Genomic DNA, 25,304 nt, shown 5'->3' with positions numbered 1-25,304 from the left:
TAATTATTAACTTAACATACTCTATACAGACAACATCATGATTGTTTTTTCTTCTCTACAAATCCGCCGAGGCATCCGTGTTCTGCTGGACAATGCCAGCGCAACCATCAATCCCGGCCAGAAAGTAGGTCTGGTGGGTAAAAATGGCTGTGGCAAATCAACCCTACTTTCATTACTGAAAGGTGAACTTCAGGCTGAAAATGGCTCTGTGACATTTCCCGGAAATTGGGCTTTGGCATGGGTAAATCAGGAAACTCCTGCTCTGGAGATTTCAGCGCTTGAATATGTGATAGACGGTGATCGCGAATTTCGTCAACTGGAACAAAAGCTGAAAATAGCCAATGAACAGAATGACGGCCACGCTATCGCCCACCTTCACGGCCAACTGGACACTATTCAGGCGTGGACAATCCGCGCCCGCGCTTCCAGCTTGTTGCATGGGCTGGGCTTTTCTCAGGCACAACTGGAACAACCTGTCCGTTCATTTTCCGGTGGCTGGCGTATGCGCCTCAATCTGGCTCAGGCACTGATTTGCCGCTCTGATCTGCTGCTGCTTGATGAACCGACGAACCACCTTGATCTGGACGCTGTAATCTGGCTTGAGAAGTGGCTGAAAAGCTACACGGGGACTTTGATTCTGATATCCCATGACAGGGATTTCCTCGACCCGATCATCGATAAAATCCTGCATATTGAGCAACAAAATTTATTTGAATATACGGGCAATTACTCTTCTTTTGAACGGCAGCGCGTTGCCAAACTTGCCCAACAACAGGCTCTGTACCAAAGCCAGCAAGAAAAAGTGGCGCATTTGCAAAGCTATATCGACCGTTTCCGCGCTCAGGCCACCAAAGCAAAACAGGCACAAAGCCGGATCAAAATGCTGGAACGCATGGAACTGATTGCACCAGCCCATGTTGATAACCCCTTCCGTTTCAGCTTCCGAAAGCCGGACAGTCTGCCAAACCCGCTATTGAACATGGAGAAAATCAGTGCCGGATACGGTGATAAAACCGTGCTGGACTCGATCAAATTAAATCTGGTTCCCGGCTCACGCATTGGTCTGCTCGGTCGTAACGGGGCAGGTAAATCAACCCTGATCAAATTACTGGCAGGCGAACTTGAACCACAACAAGGGGAAATCGCTTTAGCCAAAGGGATCAAACTGGGATACTTTGCCCAGCACCAGTTGGAATTTCTACGTGCGGACGAATCACCTTTACAGCACTTAGCCAGACTCGCGCCACAGGAATCAGAGCAGCAACTGAGGGACTATCTTGGCGGTTTTGGTTTCAAAGGAGACCAAGTCACTGACCCGAGTGCCCGTTTTTCCGGTGGGGAAAAAGCGCGTCTGGTGCTTGCACTGATTGTCTGGCAACGCCCGAACCTTCTGCTACTGGATGAACCCACCAACCACCTTGATCTGGACATGAGACAGGCACTGACTGAAGCTCTGATCGATTTCGATGGCGCTCTTGTGGTGGTATCCCATGACAGACACTTGCTGCGTTCTACGACAGATGAACTCTATCTGGTACATGATGGCAAAGTGGAATCTTTCACAGGGGATCTTGAGGACTACCAACAATGGCTGACAGAATTACAGCGTCAACAGTTGCGTGAAAGTCAGGAAGAAAAAACCGCTTCCGGCACAGATTCATCTGCCAATAACGCTCAGAATTACAGTGCGCAGGAACGTAAAGATCAAAAAAGGCGTGAAGCAGAATTCCGCAGCCAGACACAACCATTACGTAAGCGGCTGACAGTTCTTGAAAAACAGATGGAAAATTTAAGTACAGAGCTGGAAAATATAGAAGAAAAGCTGTCAGATAACACAATATATGAAAATGATCGTAAAACGGAATTAACCGAGTGCCTGTATCAACAGAATAATACTAAATCCAAACTGGAAGATACTGAAGTGGAGTGGTTAGATATTCAGGAGCAAATTGAAAAAATGACAGAAACGTTTAACACGAATCAATAAGTTTATTCTGAATATTTATTTACCGGGTAATCATAACCGGGCATTTTAATCTAATGCCCGGTTATAATATTTTCAACACCAAAAAACAGACTATTGTATAACCTATACAAGAAGTTACCCTACTGTTCATAAAAACTTAAAATCATATAATTAAGAAATATCTTTCACACATCGATTAACAGAAATATTTATACTCATTATCCAAAGCGCACGATCTGATTATTTACAATCCAATTTAAAAAAACATGAACAATAAAAAATGATTCAATGACTATTTAGACTGTTATTTTAAAGATTAATCACCCATGCAGAAAAGCTTTCAGCATCATCAATCAAATCCTCATCTATTGTCTTACTCCATACAACACCTAAGTCTATTTTCTTATCTGTTTCAACAATTTCCAAAGAATTCAAATAATAAGGCGGAATTGCACTTATCATTCTCTTAGGCACACATGTGTAAACACCATTTTTTGTAATCATCTCCATCATCAACATAATATCATTTGTTTTTAATAACAAACTCATATTATCACCACTATAAATAGGAAAAACATTCAGACAGTCATTCAAATCAGTATTTTCTTTTTTTTCACTCACCATCATCAGAGGATTTTTACTGCCATACCGACTATTTCCTATTCTGAATTTAGAGATCAACGGACTCTTTTTCTTTAATATATAAACCAATTTTTCAGTAAATATTTTCTTTACGTCAAATGGCTGTGCCGCTGCCAAAGGCATTACAGCGACATGAAGCATACCGGCATTCAGTAAATTAACTTGCTGCTCAACTGACAAACCGGTCATCAGAGCCAGTACAATATTACCTTTTTTTTCTGCAAGCTGATTCTCGATTTGAGAATAATTATGGATAGGAAAACAAGATCCGATATATAAGTGCCGGGTTACTTCCTTTTTTGAATCAAACTGCACCTGACTTTTAAACTGTTCATAATGCGTTAAAAACTTTCTGGCATTTTCCAACGTTTTCTGACCAAAATCTGTTAATTTTGTTCCATTTGGTCCTCTTCTGAATAATTCAGCCCCCAGAATATCTTCCAGACCGTGTATTTTTTTCGTCAAAGCAGGCTGAGAAAGGTAAAGCCTCTCTGATGCCTTGTGATAATTAAGAGTCTCAGCCAAAACGATGAAAGCTTCAAGATTGCGTATATCCATGTTCTTTCGCCCAATGGTTGTTAATAACTACAAAACATTACAGATTCATGGTGATAGCATTTTAACTTAGCGCTTTGCCAAAGGTCTTATCGGAACTACGGGTAAAAACGTCTACTAATGAAATGTTAGTTAATAAGGATATAATTAGCAAAAGATTTACCACAACTTATTAATCACATTAATTTATAATAACATCGGTAATGGAAATAAAGAGTGTAATAATCAAAAAAGATAATTTCACCTCCTCCAAATAATTAAATCACGGATACATAAAACCACGAATTTTATTTCATTAATTACAATTATTGACATTTGTAAAAACAATAACCTTCACATCAAATAACTTAATAGCATTAAGTCAAAATTTGATTAAATCAAATATTATTTTAATAAAATACCATACAATCAAATCACAAGTGAATAGATTAATAACAAAAACAAACAAAAGAATATAAGCCTGGTTTACTCGCATCATGAAAAAATAAATGGTAGTTAATTTTTCATTCGCGATAAAGTCGCTATATTATTATCAGTAAAGTGTTATTAACACCTGTTAAGTGATAATGAATGTACACCAAGGAAAGGAAGGTAAATTTAGAAACGATGGCAAGGTAAATATATAAAAACCAAAAAATTAAAATCAGTTCAGTTATTGACACCTATTTTAACTCACATCATTAATCATGCAGAATTTATTTAATTTCAATGAGCTATATCTAATAAAGTTAGAGAAATCATCTATACTTGGAAAAACATAAATCCCGATGATTATGAAAAATTAAAAAAATGTTAATCACTCAAAAATATAATGACAACTTGAAAAACATTTCAAAAAAACAATTTCGCTATTATTAGCACCCATAAATATGGGTGCTAACTTAAGCAAATATCTATTTTCTAAATTAATGTAACATTATATTTATTCTACTTTCTTACAAAAGGGTATTTTTCTTCCCTAACCATTAGGGCAATCACTTGCACAGTCCGGGCAGTCATAGCTATGGTCAGGGCAACCAGGACCAGAACATCCTTGATACGCTGAGCCACAAGTGATAATTCTTCCCTTCCAAGGGGAAGAAGCACTGTCACTCATATCTGAAAAAAATATGAACTTAATAGAACCATACCCAAATTTAGGACCACCATTAATCTGGCAATCTCCTTGTTCAAATGCTCCTGTCACATCATAATAAGGAATAGAAAAAATAACATGCTTATCATCTGGAGACATATATATTGGTCCATATTGCCTTGAACGATTATAACAGGCATCTATCTTCATCTGTAAAGTAACACTAGACTCTGACGGTGCTAAATGATTCTTATTAACCATTACAAATAATGCGGCTCTATTTACATCACCAGTCAAATCATCTACTTCTTTATTATTTTTATAATTCGATAAAGTATAACAATTAATAACATTATTAACTGTTTCGTTACCACAAACAGGCTGATGCTGTTCTATAATATTATCAGGATTCACACCAAAACTGGAGTATACAATAATGGGCCTATCACTGATACTATCAATTATTTTCACATATACTGGAGGAGAGTAAATCGGCTGATGAGGTTGAGCTGAGCTTGTTACTGTATAATAGGCATAATATTCACCTCTAGGAACAACGCTAGCTGGAGTCGAAAGTGTATAATTAGATGGAGTTAAGTCATAAACATGGATGGATTCTCCAGAAATTTCGCTCCCTACCTCTCCAGAGATAGGTTTAAAAACAGGAGTGAGTATATCCTGATAAGTAATATGCTTAAAAGTAGGTACAATCATCTCAATAATAGGTGGCTGCAATTTACCTTTATCTATAATGTCATTTTTTTTTTGAGGAAGAACTGGTGGTTTAAGAATAATGTTAGCCATAATTAACTTTTCCTTATTTTATTAATTAAATCACATTAAATATCTAAACCCTTACAAATAACCATGTTAAACTTCAATTAAAATATATAAAAAAACAAAATAAAACCAATGAAATAAAGTTATCACATTTATAGATTGAATAATCAGTAGAAAAAATCAAAAAATAACCACATACATATAATATCACTATTAAAAACATTTAAATTAATTTAATAATAACACGCTTACTATATTATAGTATGACAGTATATTTTATCTAATATGAAAAATTATTTAATCATAGTCTGTACAATCAGTAGCACCATCCGGTACTGTATTAATACTGCCATACCATACTTTTCCATAGTTTCTATCACCTTTATCATCGACATAATAATCAAACTCTATTGCTCCTAATTTACCACTAACATATCCGTCTCGATGTGCAATTATGCTATGAGGAACCCCGATTCTTAATATTGCACTATCCCCACCAGAGACATCAGGTTCTGATGGCATTGTCCCTTGCAGTGTACTCACTAAAGGAGGGCTACCGTCAGATGTAATAAATACTCTCAGTTGCACCGTACTTCCTAAAAGCGGCTTAGTACCATCATTAAGGCGATTAGTCCCTTTAATATCAACAAATAATGCAGCATTATTTTCATTATGTAGATAATGATGTATTGTCTCACAATTAATAAAGTGATCAGATGATATTAAATTCCCTTCACTATCATAAACAATGCACGGATCATAATTCCTCTCTTTTACTGGAGGCGGTTGATTATTTGCTCCTCCCACATAATATACATCCAATTTTTCTGACGGTGTTGAACTATTATAAAGTGCACTTATTACCCAATAAGAAAGCTCTGATTTTTTTCTTATTGGAAAGATATCATAAGGAATATTCTTAGATATTCCCGCTATATCGCCATCAGATTCTACAGTAATATATTTATCAACATAAATTCCATCAACAAAAAGTAGGATATTATCCCCCTCTGAGACAGATTTATATTTTGGTATATCTAATGTAAAATCTGGTGTCTTAGACACTAAAGAGGTGCCAGAGCTATACCCTTCAATTACAGGACTGGCAAATTTATCACCAGACTCTGCATCATGTATTTGGATAATAAAAATTCCATTCTTTGATTGAACTGCATTAGTCGCTTTCAATAGCAACGATTCTACTTGAAAGAACAATGAATGATGCCCTTTAGGGTAAACGTAAAACTCTACATAACCATTCTCATCTGCATTAATATAAAACCCTCTTTGAGTAGATGAAATTTGATGAATATCTACTTTGGTTTTTCTATCTTTCTCATATATATTAACTTTATCAAAGCTAAATTGAACTGTCTCTAAGATAGTAATAGGAACACCTGATAATATACTATCATGATAGTCTTTTACAATTGTGATTCCCTTGGAATAATTTCCTGAGTCTGGATCATCAGAAGCATTCTTATATTTCAAAAATCCTTTTTTAAAATAAATAGATAAAGAGTCAGGATATATATTCCTAGCAGTATACTTCACTTCCTTCTGAGAAAACCCCACGGCCTCAGGAGAAGGGATAATGTTAAAATCAATCAAATCTCCCACTGAAATTGAGCTACTTACTCTTAATTTAACTCTGAATCTTTTAATTCCATCATCTGAAGAGGCTATTTTTTCCACTCCTCCCTGTGGAGTCGCATTATAATTAAGCATTGATATCGATACATTGGCATCATCAGATATCTCATCATCTGATTGCAATGTAATAATCAGTTCAAATTCTTGACCAATAACCACATCAGAACCGCTCACTGTAGAAACCAGAATTTTTTTACTCATTTACACTCCTAATTAAAATAGTTTAAAAAACAAAAAATATGAGCATAAAAATTTATTTTTTATCACACCAACACCACTATAAATATCATCATTAAAATTCGAAATATAATGTCACCCCCGAATGAACTTGGTAATGACATTATATTTTTTCACAAGATTATAATGTCATTATATTTATAAAATTTTAGATGATGGTGCAACCGTACTAATCTTTGCTTCCCAATATTGACTATAGGTTCGGATTCCTTGAGTATCTACATAATACTCAAAATATATCCGAGGCGGATTTTTATTCTCAGGATAAGGTTCTATATCAACAAGCATATCATATGGTATTTTAATAATCGTAGTAGATTCACGTTTATTATCAGCATCAGGCGTGAAACTAACCATTTCAGCAGGAAACTTGGCATGTATGGTTTTATTGAATGAATTGACATAAATGACCAGAACCACCTCATCTCCAAATTGAGGTTTACTACTGTTACTAATATCATTAGTCCCAACAACTTTAACAAATAAAGCAGTACCTCCATTATTTGAATGATTATAAATAGAATCTATATTGACTATATCTCCAGAATTGATAATGCTATCATCGTCATTTGAACCAAATGGAGGTACAGCATAACTATCATAAATAGTAGGACAAGCAAGAGGCCTTGAAAAATCAGGTGATGGTTTATTATCGCCTCCGCCCCCATATACTATTGGCAATACTGATGAATACTGACTTTCACCTGAACTTTTGATAATAGCATAATATAAATTTGATTCTGAATCCAAAGGAAGAAAATCATCATAATACAAACTAAAAAAACCAGGCTCCTCACCTACATTATAAGCGGGTGAAATATGTCCTGATTTATCAGTAAAAAATATCACAACATCTGTACTTGAGTGCAAATCATAACTATTAATCCCAACATTAAATGTTTGCTGAGACCCCGTTGCCATTAATTTCCCATCAACAATACTTGATACAAATGGAGGACTAAGATAATTACCTATACTTTGAGATTTCGGCGTAATAATATACACATTCTCACTAGGATAATAAACTTGTGTATATGGCAGCTTACAGCCGATCTGAAGAATTAACGGAGTATTCTCCATAGGGTAAACCCGAAAATTAAACTTACCATTTCCATCACTAGCAATATCAATAAAATCACCAACAGGATTTAAAATCCTAGGATAAGAACCATCATCAGGATCTGTAGTAATTATTACATTATCTAATATTTGAGATCTGATAGATGAATAAATCTGTATAATGTTATTTTCTACTGGACTTCCATCCTCTCCAGTTAAATAAACAGAGTAATGTATAAAATATTTACCTCCCATTTCTGGATTATTATCATATTGTGGTGTTTCGCAAACCCATTTATCAATCACCCATCTAACTGAAATTAACTCTGTAGTATTTAATTGCATTTTCATGTCATTACCTTTTATTTTTTGAAAATTCAGTTTTATTAATTATCATCATTAGAAAGGAAAGTATCAATCATACTTTTCCAGTAGAAGCTATAATTTTTTTCATTCGTATATTTGTCAATCGTATAGTACTCAAAATAAATCCATGCATCCTTCCCATCAGAATAAGAAGCAACACCTGCCAATTCAGGGTGATGTATTTTAATTATAGAAGTACACAAATGCGTTCCTTCTTCATCAGGAAGATCTGACAAATTATAATTACATGTATGAATAAATTTTTTAGTGCTTGATCTGACATAAACGTTTACATTAATTTCTTCACCGGCCTGAGGATATTTCTTTGTATGATCATATTTATCATTTGTCGCAATAATTTTTAAATATAAATCGACACCATTATTATTGACATAATTAGAAATTGTTTCCGATACAATGTAATCGTTCTCTAATCTCAGATATCTATTATCATTCGCAAGTAAGGGGTCATTCTTATAGTTTGCATAACTAGAGTAAACAGAAACTTTATCATAAGTTCGAGTAACATTATCCGGTGGCATAATAGGAGAACCACCAACGTATCTAACCATTATCGTTCCAGAGTATTTGCTATTACCAACTTCCGAAACAATTATATAATATAATTCAGATTGTTCATTCTCTGGAAATACATCATATGGTAATTTAAAATTATAGTTATTACTTTGCCCAATAGTTTGGATAGGATAAATTAATCCATCAGTATCAGGAATACCATTTTTATCTTTATTAAAAAATAACACCACATCTGTACTCGAGTATTTATATCTAGTATCTATTTGAACACCAAAGTTTTGTTTATCATATCCTCCAATTAAAATCCCTCCATTAGCATCTGATATTATTGGTGGCCTCAAAAATAAAGCATCGTCATCTGGAGGAGGAGTAATAAAATACACACTGGGTGCACTGTAATAGGCAGAAACACCAAATAAATGACTTAAAATCGCAAGTGTGGTGGGTTTATTTTCTTTAGGATAAACACGAAAACTAACTTTTCCCTGTGTATCTGTATAAACAGTAAGGAATGTCTGCTGATCTATAATAAAAGGCGTAATAATTTCTGGAACATCCGTTTCATCCAATGGATCAGTGGTAATTTCAACCTGATCTAAAATGGCATTTGGTTCTTTAGAAACAATGCAAATAGGAGTATTTTTCATTATTCTCCCATCACGAGAAACTACTCTTGATGAATAATACTTGATATAACTATTTGTATAATTAAACACCCCTTCATTTACTGAAGGAATAATACATATATATTTATCTGGTTCTAACTGTATTGTATATAGTTCTACCAACCGCGCATTATAATAGATAGTGTTACTATAGTTAACATTACCTGATAAATTTATACCATAAGATACATTTTTATCTTCTTCCTGTATGGAACCTATTTTATTAATAAACAATAAAACAGTCTTATATGCTGTTTTTTTATCATGGGATATAGAAACAGGATTAACAATTTTTATTTTTTCTATACCTTTAATACTTTCTATATCAATGTCAAAATCATCACTCAAATCAACATTAGAATAAACATTGATATTTATATAAATCTCTTGCCCAATAGCTATATCAGATCCATCTTTTAGTGAAATTTTCACACTAGGAGAGTAACTCATAATTACACCTCAAAATCTAATATTTATTTTATTATAAAGGTGCCTTTTCACTATTACTTAATTAATTTCAAAAAAATTATTACTTAGGCACCTGATTAATAAATATCTTATTTTAATGAATATCACTAACCATTAGTAATGGTTGTTTCAATAATATCCTTCCAATATTTACTATAAATTTTTTCATTACTTTGTACATCGATAGTATAATATTCTATATAAATCCATGCGTATCTTTCATCATAATAAGAAGCGATGCCTTCTAGCAAAGAATGATCTACAGGAATTATCGTAGTACAATATTTACCGGTATGCTCATCAGGTGTGTATGATAGTGGTTTTGTTATAAGTTTTTTAAAATTTTTAGAACCTGATCTAATATAAACATTTGTATAAACTTCTATACCTGTTCCTACCTGTGGATAACCTTTATCTTCATCTGCAGGATCGTTACTTGCTATTATTTTCAAAAACAGGCCGGCATTTTTACCATTATTAGCATAATTTGAAATATCATGACAATTAATGCTTGACTCTTCTAAAATTATATGTTTATTAGATTCTGTGCTACTAAGAAGCTTATCATTTTTATAATCAGCAAAGCTATTATAAACAATAACTTTATTATATACACGATTGACATCGTGTGAAGGTGTTTTATCTGCTCCACCTATATACTTAAAAGCGGTACTAGCAGAATATTTGTTATTTCCTAGTTTTGAGCTAATGACATAATAAAGATATGACCATTGATCTTTTTCGAACATACTATAAGGAATATCAAAATTATAATTCTGATTAGAATCAGCCCCAGCTTCACCAAGAGACTTTATAGGTAAAACCAATCCACTCGGATCAGGGAGTCTATTTTGGTTTTTAGTAAAAAATAAAATATAATCATTAGGGTTCAAACCATTATATGGCATAATTTGAGCTTTAAATGTATTATGTCCATCCTTGCCAATTAAAATATCACCATTAGCGCTTGGTATATTTGGTGAAAAAGGAGGATTTAAATCATATTCTGGTGGAGATGTAATTATAAATATCTCCGCTGTATCTAAAGTTAATGCTCCCGAAGGCCCTATACCAGACATCTTACTCTTTAATGTCAATGAGGTTGGTGTATTTGACTTTGGATATACACGAAAACTTACATCGCCGGTTTTATTCGTCGTAAGGGATAAAACTGGATATCCACTACTCGTGTCCAGTATGAGAGGAGTTGGTTGTGTACTACCACTCGGATCATCAGTAATAGATACCTTTCCATGATCCTTATCTATATCATTTGGGATAAGTGAAGAAACATCAAATGGCGTATATTGAAATGGATCACCAGTATTTTTATCAACAAGTTTAGTAAAGTACTTAATATAACTACCTGGAGTATTGCTAAATGGAACATCTGCATCAGGGGCTATACATACACTCTGATTAGTCTTCAATTGCAAGCTATATTGTCCTAATTCTTTTGCTATATATGTAATAGTTTCGGTTTTAGGTGTCGTCCCAGGGTTTCCATATGTAATCACATAACTTAATTTGGTACCTGTTGATGTGCTTGCCACTGTATCTTCAATAATGCAGTACACTTTTTTTGTATAAGTTGATTCTTGTCCTGTTAAATCTGAATCAGAAACAGGAACTATTTTCAATCCTTGTTGCTCTGGTTTAGGGTCCAAACTCATTGTAAATTGCTGCGATAAATTTCCGTGTGGTGATGTATATGTAACTTCCAACATAAAGTTCTGGCCAATAGCAACAGTAGCTTGATCTTGTACAGATATTTTTAAATTAGTATTAGTATCCATTTCATAATCAATAATTAATTCTTTGTTCATAATTTTAGTTCCATATTATAAATAAGCCAATGTTAATCTTATGCACTTATAAAAATTCGCTTACTCTTTATCTAATCATTATAAAAAATAAAATATCGGGTGAATAATGAAAAATAGTTATCACCTTAAGAGACAATACCGCTTAGATAATAAAAACAACCAGATATAAAAAATATCTCTTAAGATAATAATTTTGTAGATATGAATATTAATAATTTTCGTTTACCGCACCAGCAAAAGAACTACATATAATAAATATTTCAACTGGGTTTTCTTGATCGAAATTAGGAACTATTTCATTACGGTATGCATCATATACCAGAAAATCACCTTCTGAAGGCTGACTGTTACTACTGGCAGAGTCTTTAAGTACTTTAAATTTAGCGGATCCTTCTATAGCAATGCCTCCAAAATTGTGAAACAAACCCCACTTAAATGCATTTGGAAACTCCTTAGCGAGAACTATACCTGAACCTACAACCTGATTTTTAGTCGGTGAACGATAATTATGACCCGCTATTGGCGAAGTTTCACATGAATGATTGTCATTTATTGGATATTGAGCAAGCCTAGTACTCAAAGTAAAGAGATATCTCCTAAAGCTTATTGTATAGGAGTAACTATATTTCGCACCATTTTCTATCTTTGTAACATTAGCAATGATATTTGATTCTCCGGGGTAGCCAGCCATCAATAATCTATTTTTATTATTAGGATCCTGATAAATAATAGGATTGGAGTTAGTGCCATTCTGATATGCTTCATCAACAAAAGTAACATTATAATCCTTCGGAGGATTAGCCAGCGGTTTGTTTTCATTTTCTCTAAGTTCGAAAACCAAACTGTCGAAGTAAATGTATGGTCTTTTTGATATCTCAGCAGGGACAAATTTATTAACTCCCTCATCATATTGATTAATAACATATAATCCTACAGACTTTATTATTGCCTCAAAATCAACTTTTTCATCAGCAGACTTAGATAATTTTGTTCCATTTGAATCAGTCATGTATAGTTTCACATTAACATCATCAACACCCACGTTACTTTTTAACATTGCATATAACTGACCATCATTATTCGTTTTATATGAAACGATTTCAGGTATCGGAAATTCTGTTGTATTGATTTTTTCATGGTCTCGTTCCCAATTCACATCACTAGCACTGAATTCGTAATTGGAAATTGGTTTGCCTGTTTCTTTGCTCTTAATTGTTGCTTGATATGCATATGCCTGATTTCCATCAGCACCTAGTGGCTTAGAAGAGTCATAGCCTTTATGGAATTTACCATGTTTGTCCATAGTGCCTACAATAACACTCTCAATATCAAATGGCGGCAATTTAAATTTAATAGATTCTACACACTGATTTTTTTTCTGATCTTCGGTGAGAAGAGGCGCTCGAACAACTGCCAAACATACCGTAGCAACGGTGTCAGGAGGAGTCTTTTCTTTATTACTGTTTAACCGTACTTTTAACTCACCACCCGATACCTCGCTGACTGCTTCTGAAGGTTCTAGGGATAAATAATCATTTTGAGGCTCAACACTCCATTTAAATTTGATTTTATCACCTGAATAATCCGTTTTTCCATCAGCCCCTTTCACTTTAGCTGTAATAGAATATGGTTTTTCACCCGGAGCAACAGAGCCATTAGGATTATCTAACGTCACACTCTTAATTGTTGGCCACTTAAATTCTACAGGTGGTGCTTCCTCTGTATTTCCCCCCGTTGAGGCTGTAACAATCACATCTGATGCAGCAACTTTGCTTTTAAGTGTTATTGTAGTTGTACCATCAACACCTATTACTGTTTCAACAGGAGGAGTCGGACAGGTCCCATTTTCAGCAGGGTTCAGACAGACTCCGGGGATATTTTTTTTCAACTTCCAAGTTACCGTGCCTTTCTCAGGATCACCATCAGAATTAGTCACTTTTACTGTATATTCACAGGAATCAAACACTAATTCAGATTTATTGCAAACAGATTTAAAACTGATACCTTCCAAGCTGAAAGATACTGCCGGTTTTGCGTATACAGGATCTAGGCCTTCAATAGCAAGTGAAACCATGACATCATCGGCTTTCACTGTACTTGTTAATTTGGCCTGTAATTTCCCGGCTTCATCTGTTTCTACATCGCCTTTTGGGGCATCCAAAGTCAGTCCGGTTACAGGATTTTTTATACTCCATTCAACACCAGAGATTGTTGTTTTTTCCTGCAAAGGATGATTTTCATTATCTACGACTTGCGCCGTATAAGTATAAAATTGCTTACCATCCGCAGTTCTGGGTTTATCGGGTGTGACTGTAATCTTATCAATATGGTAGTTCTTGGGAGTAGGGATGAGTTTGGTACCAAAAACCACTTTACCCATATATTTCTTAGGCTGATCATCCATCGTTACGCAAACAGCAACTGCACCAACATATCCCGTGCTCATTAATGTGACACGATCACTCTCTGCAATATGTCCATCATCCATTATTTTTATTTGCTTGAATGAACTATTGGGCTTAAATTCCAACTTATCCGTAATTTCTTTATTTTTACAGATATTATCGTCCAACGTTAATGATGCTGTTGAGGTTCCTATTGCTACCGCTGACGCTGATGCACCCACTGGTATCGCGAACCATTCAACATTATGGATGGTTGCATTCTTAATCACATTCGGGTTGTTAGGAGTATCGAAAGTAATAATAGGATTAAAAGTATACCCTTGATCTCCTGATGCCGGTAGCGGACCTGGAGGTGTGAAATTAGCGCCATCGCCTTTTTTAATCTCAAAAGGTCTGACAATAACTTTCATTTGTTGAGGTTTTGTTTTTTGATCATTTTTTAATTCAGCAGACAAATTGATCGAATAACTATTATTTTTATTTTCACCCGATAAGTACTCAGGGAATTTAATATAAATCCTCCCAGAATTTAAATAGATATCCCCTCCATTCTTTATAAATTCCTCTTTTGCATTTCCCTTTTCAATATTAATCTGTTGAATAGCTGTATTTGCAGATAACTCTTTCGTAATGTCATGTATTTCACGACTATAACCCACAACAATTCCCGGTACAGAAAGCTCAGACTTCGGCACCTCCCTATGCTCAAGCACTATATTATTATTCCTTTCCACCAAATCATAACGGCTGCCTGCCAGTGTTCGCATTGATGCAACGTTATCCGGGGATAACTGTTCACTCAGCGGTACACCAAATCTGAGATTAAAGTTTGTCAGGAATTGGGTTTCACTCTGCCCCCTCTCTCCTTGTTTATAATCCACGCCCATTGTTATCAATGGAATTGCTGTATATGTCACCCCCATTGTTGCCAGACTGGGATTTTTTTGCTTGGTCTTCCGGTTAAATAACGTCACGTTATCGCCGAAGTATTGCTCATAAGAAAATTTGCCTCCCAGGTTAGGGTAGGCAGATAGGAAGAATTCGCCGTTAATATCGTAGCCATTAGCGGGTCGTTCGTGATGCTCCTCGAAATTCCGCGAGATTTGCCAGTCACTTAAGCGGTAATAACCGTTGGTAGAAAATTTAATATAATCTCCCCAAAGCTCTCCTCCCAACCCTACCCGTCTGTTTTTACCCGTAATGTCATAGTCATAAAAAGTATTCAGGCCATACATCCAGTTCTGAGAAAAATAACGTCCTCCCAAACCGAGATTAACTGTATTCCGACTATCTTTGTTGCGGTAACCTAATTGGGAAAAAAAGAACCATGCAGCTTGATTATCATAAATAGGCAATAGCAGATCTACTGAGTTATTTTCAAGCCTGCCTTTTCTGTCAAAACCAAAGTTAATTTTTGCTGTACCAGATTGGGATAGCCATTTTTGAGCTTCGGAAGAGATAGTGCTGTTAACTTTACCCAAAGCATAAGATTTGGCTTGTTCTGCTAATTCTGAAGAGGATGATGATAGAATATTCCCTGCCATCTGAATATTTCGTCCAATAGCATCGGCATGTTCATATTCTGATGTATGACTTGTATTTCCTGTTCCGCCTTTTTTATCGGCTTCTGGCGTTAGAAATTTTTTACTTGATTCGGTTACTTGGGTGTCTGCATTATCTATCTTGTATGTGTTTGTTTTTTCATGATTTATACTCCCCTCAGCAACAGCATGTATGATGGTAGAAGGAGTAAGTAATGTATAAAGGATCGTGAGAAAAACAATAACTTTACTAATATATGATGGCATATATAAGCACCCAAATAGACGTTATTATTAGCAACCATTTTTTGATACTAAATTACTAGAGTAATACAGCTTACCCAATTTATATATTAGGAAATATTTTATACTCCTCCAATAACTTTTGGTTATCGGTTGATAATAATTTTTTATTGTATAAAGTTATTGCTATCCTTAATTGATTAAAAATAAAAAGTACAGACCACAAAATCCTGTACTTTTTATCGATACTATATTTTAATTTTCGAACTTACACAGTAATCTTCCAACATCCTTAGGGTTAATATCTATCAACTTACTCTTTGTAATGTAATTAATTAAAGAGAATACCGATAACGATTTATCTTTTGCTATTTTTATTTTCATATCATGTTCATTTTCATCATAATGAGGAAGAGGTAAAAAACCAAAACCGTCGATATACTCATAATCACTTTCTAAAGAAGTATCGCTAGGAATTGTTATCCCAACCTCTTCCTCAGTCATTGATATAGCGTTACGCCCCTGCTCCTTAGGATCAAGTTTTTCACACGTACTGTTCTTACTATTGTTATCTCCAAGGCTTACATAACCATCATTACCAACCTGTGGACTAAAAACATATCTCAGAGGTGCGAATGTATATTCATAAGCATATTTAGCCCCTGTTTCCATATTAGTGACTGTCGCAGTAACCGTTGCTTGTTTAGATGTTCTAAAATTTTCAGCTGGGAAAATAATTTCAGGTCCTCCTGGTTCTTCAATTATTTTCACAAGGTCAGATGAAGGTTCATATTTGACATTCTCATGATGTCCAGCAATAGGCTCAAGCATACCTTCTGAATTAAATCCTTTTTTTGCAAGTTTGATTCTTAAACCTTCATAAACATTATAAGGTTTATTCGGTCCTTCAAGATACCCAAAGTGATGATTAGCTGCGGTGAACATCAAATCTGCACTTTGCGGCACTGCTTTAAAACTCACAGCTCTTTCGGCATTGATTTCATATAGTTTCTTGTCATCATTGGTAAACTCTATTTTAACTTTAACATCATCAACTCCCACACTACTTACCAGTGAAGCAGTTAAATATCCGTCACTATCTGTAGCAGTTTTCGTTTCTTTAAATTTCACATGCTCTGGTAATTTATTATTTACAATACTCCATGTTACATTCTCAAAACTATGGTTACGTAACGGTTGAGCACTTTTTTCATCAAGAATTAAAGCTTTATAAGTATATGTATCCTTCCCATTTCCAGAAATAATTCCGTCAGGAGAGACTTTCATATTACCTTCGAATGGACCTCCTCCAATAACCTTAACAGTCATTTCAGCTGTTTTGGAGAGCTTGCCATTTTCTAATTCCACCATTGCATGAATTGGGTAACTGTTTACACCTTTATCAATATATCTTGGTAGTGTAATTTCAATAGGATTACCACTACTCGGAATCACCCCTCCATTTTTGTGGAACTCTTCTCCTGCACTCCATTTAATCGGTTTAGTCGGCCTATTTGACTCCACGTTAGCTGTTACTGTTACCTCCTGAGCACCACGTCCCTGAATGATATTCTGTAAGCTAATATTCAGCCTCGGTTTTTCCCTGTGATCCAACACAATGTTGTTATTTCTTTCCACCAGATCATAGCGGCTGCCTGCCAGTGTGCGCATGGATGCAACGCTATCCGGTGATAACTGAACACTCAGCGGGACACCGAATCTATAGTTTAAATTGGCCTGAAAGCGGGCATCGCTGTGTTTATTGCTGCCATGCCGGTAATCTATACCCATTGTTATCAGTGGGATTGGCGTATAAGTTATGCCTACTTTGGCAAAGCCGGGATTTTTCTGTTTGGTATCACGGTTAAACAAAGTCACGTTATCACCGAAGTATTTTTCGTAACCCAGTTTACTGCCGATGTGTGGATAAGCAGGCAGGAAGAACTCGCCATTGATATCAAAACCATTAGCAGGGCGTTCTTCCCAAAGTTTATCATCCCGTGATTGGTGCCATTTACTCAGGCGAATATAAGTGTTAGCTGATAATTTAAGGTAATCAGCCCATGCTTCTGCACCCAATCCCAGACGGTTATTTTTTCCCGTGATGTCTTGATCAAAGAAAGTATTAAAACCATACATCCAGCCCGAAGTGAAATAACGGCTGCCAAAACCGAGGTTAACCGTATTTCGGCTGTCTTTATTACGATAACCCAACTGGGAAAAAACCAGCCAGTCTACTTTGTTATCATAAAGTGGAAATAACAGGTCTAGTGAACTGTTATGCAGTTTACCTTTTCTGTCGAGAGATAAATTAACTCTGGCTGTACCAAATTGTGACAACCATTCTTGTACTTCACTATTTATGACTCCGTTTACTCTTCCTAAAGCATAAGATTTCGCCTGTTCTGTAAGTTGAGATGACGAGGATGATAATAAACCACCTATCGTCTGAATATTTTGTGCAATTACGCCAGATTTATCTTTTTCTGTTAAATACAAATTATTTTCGTCACTCACACTCGGAAAAAGTGGTTTTACTGTTAGGTTTTGCTGATCTTCACTCACTGAAAATGTATTCATCGAGACAAACGGTAAGAAAAAAGAAAACATTAATATCAAAAACCGCATGAATTTATTAATAAAAGTAAACTTCATAGATACATTCCTCAATAAAATGCAAAGTTTCACTAACGCATTCACATTAACTCTTCAGTTGAAATAAAAACTTTTTGCACAATCAACATAAAGTAGGAAACTTTTTTATTATTAAGTAATGAAAAATTTTTATCAGGCAATAAATAAAAGTAATCACTATTATTTATAAAATTAGAAGTTCCACATTTTTTGTGGAGAAATCATACACACTTAGAATAGAAATAAAAAACACCCTGAGAACGATTTTATCTTCTACAGACTACAATTAATTATGATATTGATAAGAAATATAAAAAATGCACCTGTTAATTACAGATGCATTATAAATAAATCAGCCAACATATTCAAATACTAAAGGTTTAGAGTACATAACATGAGAATTATCATTTTTAATTATGAAGTAATATAGTGTTATTTCTTTCCCGATAGGGATTTTATCATAATATATATCATATGCATAATGAGGTAAGCGATTAGAATATATTATACCATCTGACACCATAGAATCAGATACAGGCATATCATTTTTTAGTGAAATAAAAAAAACGACTCCATCATCAAATTCAGCTCCTGTATAATGAGAAATACCAACTTTGAATTTTTCTCCATCTCCTTTATGTAATTTTTTATTTACCAGCCCTGGAATAATTGGAACAGGAAGTAATCCATCAGAGTTCTTAGGATAAGGCGGAATAATATATGTACTCCAGCCTTGATAAGCTGCATTTGCGTAAAGAAGATCTAACGCAAAAATTAACACGACGTTTTTTTTAGGATAGGCTCTGATATAAATATTCCCTGAATCATCACTACTAACAAGTATAACTTTAAAATTTTCCAGAGCCTTAATATCAAGGACTTTAAGAGGTAAACCATCATGACTAGGATCAGTAGTATATATAAAATTTTCCAGGTGATTTGGAATTCTAGGGACAACCAGCATTGGGGTATTTTTCAATAGTTTTCCATCTTTACTTCTTAACTTCTGGGTATAACGAATATATTTACTTCCTTGATCAAAAGGATTATTTTCTCCCATTGGGGATTCTATGAAAACTTTATCTACAGTTAAAATATCTTGTATATTTAGATCAAGATCCTTTACATGATAAACAATATCTTCTTCACTATCTATAGAAGATACTAATGTGTAAGACACGCTATCTCCTGAAATTATAGAATCATCCAAATGTAAATAAAATGACTGGGAAAAAGAATCCCCATTTAAGCCAAATGTTGGAGAACCATGATATCTTTCATTCTCTACAAATCCTTTAATATTGTCTAATTTTATAGAAAAATCAGTAGGTAATTTGTCTCTTGATGACACATTTACATCTAGAATAATATCTTGTTTAACTGCAATATCTGCTCCATTTGGGACAGACAGTTCTATCTTTAATAATGTTGATTTATTTTTTTTCACTAACATAGTATCACCTCAAAGTTATATTAAAACCACTTATTAAAAAATATTCAACTTGAAAAATAATACACCTAGACTGCAAAACAATTACATTAACATATTAAGCACAATTAATATGTTAATGTACAATGAAAAATAGTTATCAGATGATAACTATTTTTTTATAAACACCAATGAAAAACACAAAACCATCGCACTAAAAAAATCTAAAAACTCATATTTAATCTACGCATTATTTTTTCAGTATCTTAAAATTTATTCCGGGATTAAAATTTATATTTTTAACTTGGAGTTTGTCAGATATTACATTTATATTTTATCTCATGTAACCAATACGATAGTCTGATACTCATAAACTCAATAGATATATAATCACTATCTGATTTTTCAGGACATAACGGTAAAAAAACAATGAAAATCAATCTCAATAATCTGGTAACTGAAAGCCGCAACTCTGCCAGTGCTCATATTGATCAGTTATCGACACAGGATATGCTGCGCGTCATTAACGATGAAGATAAAAAAGTTGCGCTTGCTGTTGAGCAGACGTTACCTCAAATTGCTCTCGTCGTGGATAAAGTGGCAGAGGCTTTCCGCCGTGGCGGGAGATTGATTTACTGCGGGGCTGGTACATCGGGGCGATTGGGAATTCTGGATGCCAGTGAATGCCCGCCAACCTATGGCACCAGACCAGAACAGGTTGTCAGCTTAATCGCTGGCGGGCATAAGGCTATTCTGAAAGCGGTAGAAAATGCGGAAGATAACCGGCAACTGGGCGCAGATGATCTTAAGGAACTACACTTTAGTAAAAAGGATGTACTGGTCGGCATTGCCGCCAGTGGCCGGACTCCCTATGTGTTAGGAGCGATGGAATATGCGGTATCAATAGGCGCAACTGTCGCCTGTATTAGTTGCAATCCGGACAGCCCGATGACACAGCTGGCTGATATCGCAATCACACCGGTTGTCGGGCCGGAAGTTGTCACCGGTTCTTCCCGAATGAAAGCAGGTACAGCGCAAAAGCTGGTCCTGAATATGATTACAACCGGTGCCATGATCCGTACCGGAAAGGTATATAGTAATTTGATGGTGGATGTTGAAGCCACTAATGCTAAGTTAATCGAACGACAAAAAAATATTGTAATGGCAGCGACCGAATGCAGCAGAGAAGTGGCAGAACAAGCGCTGAGTGCCTGTAACGGTCACTGCAAAACTGCAATTGTGATGATTCTATCGGGAATAAGTGCCGAAGAAGCCCGAATGTTATTAACAAAACATCAGGGGTTCATCCGGCCTGCGATTTCAACAGCCCGATAGTGATACCTTTTCCCTGTGTGGGTATAGTTGGTAAGGGTGCTAAATGGCTAAAATTAATCCGAATATGTTGCCTGAAATACTCAGCGCCATTGGCGGGGCAAGCAATGTCATACAGTGTGGCAATTGCATGACCCGACTGAGGTTAACATTACGTGATGATTCAATCGTCGATAAAGCAAAACTAAAACTGATCCCCGGCGTTCTGGGTGTGGTCGAAAGTCATGAGCAGCTTCAGGTTGTTCTTGGCCCCGGTAAAGCTCAGACAGCCGCAGAGATGATGAATGAGTTATTAAGTTCTGCCGGACACCCCGCTCATGAGCACCATTCAGCAGATTTGAAAGATATTGCTTCATCCAATAAGAAACACCTCAAAGAGAAGCAAACCAGCTCAATTCATAAGTTCCTTGCTAAATTTGCCACTATTTTTACACCACTGATCCCCGGCTTTATTGCTGTCGGGCTGTTACTGGGGATCGCGACTTTACTGGAACAAATTTTTATTCAGGGCGTTGCACAACCTAATGCTGTGCTGGTTGAAATGATCGGCTATATGAAGATTTTCAGTAAAGGGATGTTCATTTTCTTCAGTATTTTGATTGGTTATAATGCACAGAAGGCATTCGGCGGTTCAGGTATTAATGGTGCGATTATCGCTGCTCTGTTTATTCTGGGTTATAACCCCGATGCCACCAGTGGTTTTTATTCCGGTATCAACAATTTCTTTGGCTTTGCTATCGACCCACGGGGCAATATTTTCGGGGTATTGATTGCCTGTATTCTGGGAGCCTGGGTTGAGAAGCAGATCCGCAAAATCATACCCGCTGATCTGGATATGATCCTGACTTCCGCCATCACACTACTTATCATGGGTGCAGTAACTTTTATCGTGATTATGCCGATAGGAAGTTACTTGTTTATGGCAATGTCATGGCTTTTCACCAATCTGAATGGTAATCCGTTCGGGACGGCTGTTTTGGCCGGATTGTTCCTGATAGCGGTAATGTTTGGTGTGCATCAGGGCTTTATACCGGTTTATTTTGCTCTGGTTGAGACACAGGGCTTTAACTCCTTGTTTCCGGTTCTGGCGATGGCTGGAGCCGGGCAGGTTGGTTCTGCTCTCGCGTTATATGCCAGAGCAAAAAAAGATTCATTGCTGCGTATTCAAATCAAAGGCGCCATTATTCCGGGTTTTCTGGGAATTGGTGAACCTTTAATCTACGGCGTGACTCTCCCCCGCATTAAGCCTTTTGTAACGGCCTGTTTTGGTGGTGCAATCGGCGGCTTTTTTATCGGGCTGATTGCTTGGCTAGGTGTACCTGTCGGCCTGAATACGGTATTCGGCCCCTCCGGTGTAGTCGCGTTGCCCTTGATGACATCCCTGACAGGAATATTCACGGGCATGGCGGTATACGGTGCGGGGCTGATTGTTGCCTATATCAGCGGCTTTGTGCTGACGTTCTTCTTCGGCAGCAAAAATATTGACTTAAGCTGATTCAGTTAATCCAGATCAATGGCACACAGGCTGCTGTCAAGAGTCCCATCACGATATTGAAAGTAAACCATGCTGTACGGCCTTTTAACAGGCGACCAATCATGACACCGAGATTCAGCCATACCAAGCCTGTGGCTATATTACTGAGTATCATCACTACGCTGATGACCCAAATAGAGTGGATATATAAATCTCCGGCTAAGCTGTAACTGCTGACAGATCCTAATCCCATCATCCATGCTTTGGGGTTCAGAAACTGTAATAACCAGCCCTGATAGCCTTTAAGAGGTGTTCCGAGGGATTGTGCATCCAACTGTTTATACTGTGCTGTTACGGTTTTCCAGGCCAGCCAGAGTAAGTACAAACTACCGAGCACTTTCAAACCTGTGTGTACAGCCGGATAGACCAGCAATAACGCCGCAACACCAAACGCAGATAATAGCAGGATGGTCTGCATTCCAATTATCATTCCCAGAAAAAGTATTAACGAGCGGCGGAATCCAAAATTGGCACCCGATGTTGTCATTAACATATTATTAGGGCCGGGCGTAATGGCGGAAATAAACATAAATGTACTGAGTGAGAAGAGGAGGCTAGCAGTCATGAGTTGTAATATCTCTTAATTATTGTCATTTTCTTTCAGAGAAAATAGCAGTATGTTATTTAGCACACAAGGTGAGTTATACCCGCTTTCAAAGCGTGTAATTCAACTTGGAAGATGCAGGGTATATATGGAGAACAAAATGATTATCCCGTGGAAACAAATAGAACCTGATACTTTACGTAACTTAATCGAGAGTTTTGTCTTACGGGAAGGCACTGATTATGGTGAATCTGAAAAAACGCTGGAGCAGAAAGTACAGGATGTAAAACGCCAGCTTGAACGGAACGAAGTCATTCTGGTCTGGTCTGAATTACACGAAACTGTCAATATCATGCCTAAAGAGCAGTTTCGCCCGTAAGCTGATTCTTTTTATACCCTTTCCGGTTCAATAGCATTTCATTCAATGTCTGTATGTTTTATTGGTATTGCTTTATTGACTCAAAATTGCTGATTACGAGAAAGATCATCCCAACTGTTTTTTTATTGATAAGGAGTCTGTTCTTATGTCTGCCAAGCACCCTGTCATTGCTATAACCGGTTCCAGTGGAGCCGGAACGACAACTACCAGTGTGGCATTCCGCAAGATTTTCCAACAACTGGGTATTACCGCTGCTCTTATCGAAGGGGATAGCTTTCACCGTTATACCCGTCCCGAAATGGACGCAGAAATACGTAAAGCAAAAGAACAAGGAAGGCATATCAGCTACTTCGGCCCAGAAGCCAATGATTTCCAGATGCTGGAAAAAGCATTTTCTGATTATGGCGAAACAGGCGCAGGCCGCTGGCGAAAGTACCTGCATACGTATGATGAAGCAGTTCCCTACAATCAGGTACCGGGCACGTTTACCCCGTGGGAGCCACTACCATCAAACACCGATATGCTATTTTATGAAGGGTTACACGGGGGGGTTGTCACACCACAGCACAATGTCGCAAGCCGTGTGGATCTGCTGGTTGGTGTTGTTCCCATCGTTAACCTTGAGTGGATACAGAAGCTCATTCGTGATACCAGCGAGCGTGGGCATTCAAGAGAAGCCGTGATGGATTCTGTGGTACGTTCAATGGACGATTATATCCGTTATATTACACCTCAGTTTTCCCGCACTCACATCAATTTCCAGCGTGTTCCTACCGTCGATACCTCCAACCCATTCTCTGCCAAAGCAATTCCTTCCTTAGACGAAAGTTTTATCGTTATTCGTTTCCGTGGTCTGAGCCAAATCGATTTTCCTTATTTACTGGCAATGCTCCAAGGTTCGTTTATTTCCAGTATAAATACTATCGTTGTCCCGGGTGGAAAACTGGGGCTGGCAATGGAGTTAATTATGGCTCCGTTAGTTCAGCAATTACTCGAAGGCAAAAAAATTTCCTGAATATTGCCCGCTATTTATTTATCGATAATACAGGTAACAAAAAATAATGTTACCTGTGATAAAACATCAACTATTCGCCCATTTATAAATGAAAATGTAGTAAATCAGGCTTTTCAAATAGAATTCTGGTAATTTGTTAACTGGTTTTATATGCTGAAGCGATACAGGAGGAGACATAATCCTTTTCCTGTGTTACAAACAGAGCTACACGTGAAACGGGCAAGTTTTATGGGCTCGGAGCAATACATCGACTTGCTGATATCCTGAGATTCCCATATAAAATTCCTGCTTGTCAGTTTTTCAGCAAGTTAATATGTTAATCTATTGACTTTATAAAGCCAGCCTGATGAGAAACGCTCAGTTTCTCTGACCATAAAGGCGGAAATAACAACAGAGGATAAAGCGAATGGTTCTCGGCA

General features: G+C 36.4%; 15 protein-coding genes. 5 read left to right on the top strand and 10 right to left on the bottom strand.

Annotated elements, in window-relative coordinates; all coding sequences use genetic code 11:
- Positions 1–37 precede the first annotated feature (37 nt).
- Positions 38–1,987 (top strand): ABC transporter ATP-binding protein, encoded by a 1,950-nt coding sequence (locus AAC855_RS19625; protein WP_340611823.1) that lies wholly within the window; start codon positions 38–40, stop codon positions 1,985–1,987.
- A gap of 288 nt (positions 1,988–2,275) precedes the next feature.
- On the opposite strand, the gene AAC855_RS19620 is transcribed toward AAC855_RS19625, so the two are convergent.
- From AAC855_RS19620 to AAC855_RS19580, 9 genes are all read right to left on the bottom strand, one after another.
- Positions 2,276–3,166: a LysR family transcriptional regulator gene (locus AAC855_RS19620; RefSeq protein WP_340611822.1), complete on the bottom strand. Its 891-nt coding sequence runs from the start codon at positions 3,164–3,166 to the stop codon at positions 2,276–2,278.
- A 955-nt stretch (positions 3,167–4,121) separates the two neighbouring features.
- The gene (locus tag AAC855_RS19615) at positions 4,122–5,042 is read right to left on the bottom strand and encodes a hypothetical protein (RefSeq protein WP_340611821.1); all 921 of its coding nucleotides are present in this window, start codon (positions 5,040–5,042) and stop codon (positions 4,122–4,124) included.
- A gap of 273 nt (positions 5,043–5,315) precedes the next feature.
- Complete coding sequence (locus tag AAC855_RS19610) at positions 5,316–6,872, bottom strand: hypothetical protein (RefSeq protein WP_340611820.1); 1,557 nt, start codon at positions 6,870–6,872, stop codon at positions 5,316–5,318.
- A gap of 174 nt (positions 6,873–7,046) precedes the next feature.
- Complete coding sequence (locus AAC855_RS19605; RefSeq protein ID WP_340611819.1) at positions 7,047–8,318, bottom strand: hypothetical protein; 1,272 nt, start codon at positions 8,316–8,318, stop codon at positions 7,047–7,049.
- Positions 8,319–8,353: 35 nt separating this feature from the next.
- A complete protein-coding gene (locus tag AAC855_RS19600; RefSeq protein WP_340611818.1) occupies positions 8,354–9,985 on the bottom strand; it encodes a hypothetical protein in 1,632 nt (543 codons plus the stop codon).
- Between the two features lie 125 nt (positions 9,986–10,110).
- Positions 10,111–11,829: a hypothetical protein gene (locus AAC855_RS19595; RefSeq protein WP_340611817.1), complete on the bottom strand. Its 1,719-nt coding sequence runs from the start codon at positions 11,827–11,829 to the stop codon at positions 10,111–10,113.
- 208 nt (positions 11,830–12,037) lie between these two features.
- A complete protein-coding gene (locus AAC855_RS19590; protein ID WP_340611816.1) occupies positions 12,038–16,042 on the bottom strand; it encodes an inverse autotransporter beta domain-containing protein in 4,005 nt (1,334 codons plus the stop codon).
- Positions 16,043–16,273: 231 nt separating this feature from the next.
- Positions 16,274–18,673 (bottom strand): inverse autotransporter beta domain-containing protein, encoded by a 2,400-nt coding sequence (locus AAC855_RS19585; RefSeq protein WP_340611815.1) that lies wholly within the window; start codon positions 18,671–18,673, stop codon positions 16,274–16,276.
- A gap of 331 nt (positions 18,674–19,004) precedes the next feature.
- Positions 19,005–20,105 carry a hypothetical protein gene (locus AAC855_RS19580; RefSeq protein WP_340611814.1) on the bottom strand — a complete coding sequence of 367 codons (1,101 nt, stop codon included), beginning with the start codon at positions 20,103–20,105 and terminating at the stop codon, positions 19,005–19,007.
- A 405-nt stretch (positions 20,106–20,510) separates the two neighbouring features.
- On the opposite strand from AAC855_RS19580, the gene murQ reads away from it, so the two are divergent.
- Complete coding sequence (gene murQ, locus AAC855_RS19575) at positions 20,511–21,416, top strand: N-acetylmuramic acid 6-phosphate etherase (RefSeq protein ID WP_340611813.1); 906 nt, start codon at positions 20,511–20,513, stop codon at positions 21,414–21,416.
- A gap of 43 nt (positions 21,417–21,459) precedes the next feature.
- Positions 21,460–22,908, top strand: a complete 1,449-nt coding sequence (gene murP, locus AAC855_RS19570; RefSeq protein ID WP_340611812.1) for a PTS N-acetylmuramic acid transporter subunit IIBC — start codon at positions 21,460–21,462, stop codon at positions 22,906–22,908.
- 1 nt (position 22,909) lies between these two features.
- On the opposite strand, the gene AAC855_RS19565 is transcribed toward murP, so the two are convergent.
- Positions 22,910–23,512, bottom strand: a complete 603-nt coding sequence (locus AAC855_RS19565; protein ID WP_340611811.1) for a LysE family translocator — start codon at positions 23,510–23,512, stop codon at positions 22,910–22,912.
- 139 nt (positions 23,513–23,651) lie between these two features.
- Between AAC855_RS19565 and AAC855_RS19560 the strand changes: the two genes are divergently transcribed.
- Both AAC855_RS19560 and AAC855_RS19555 read left to right on the top strand, forming a co-directional pair.
- Complete coding sequence (locus AAC855_RS19560; RefSeq protein ID WP_099120262.1) at positions 23,652–23,870, top strand: YheU family protein; 219 nt, start codon at positions 23,652–23,654, stop codon at positions 23,868–23,870.
- 145 nt (positions 23,871–24,015) lie between these two features.
- Positions 24,016–24,885, top strand: a complete 870-nt coding sequence (locus tag AAC855_RS19555; protein WP_340611810.1) for a phosphoribulokinase — start codon at positions 24,016–24,018, stop codon at positions 24,883–24,885.
- The last annotated feature ends 419 nt before the right edge of the window (positions 24,886–25,304 follow it).

Origin of the sequence: Xenorhabdus bharatensis (assembly GCF_037996705.1) — a bacterium.
Classification (GTDB): Bacteria; Pseudomonadota; Gammaproteobacteria; order Enterobacterales; family Enterobacteriaceae; genus Xenorhabdus; species Xenorhabdus bharatensis.
The sequence above is the reverse complement of the archived record's forward strand: the minus strand, read 5'-3'. Positions and strand labels throughout refer to the sequence as shown.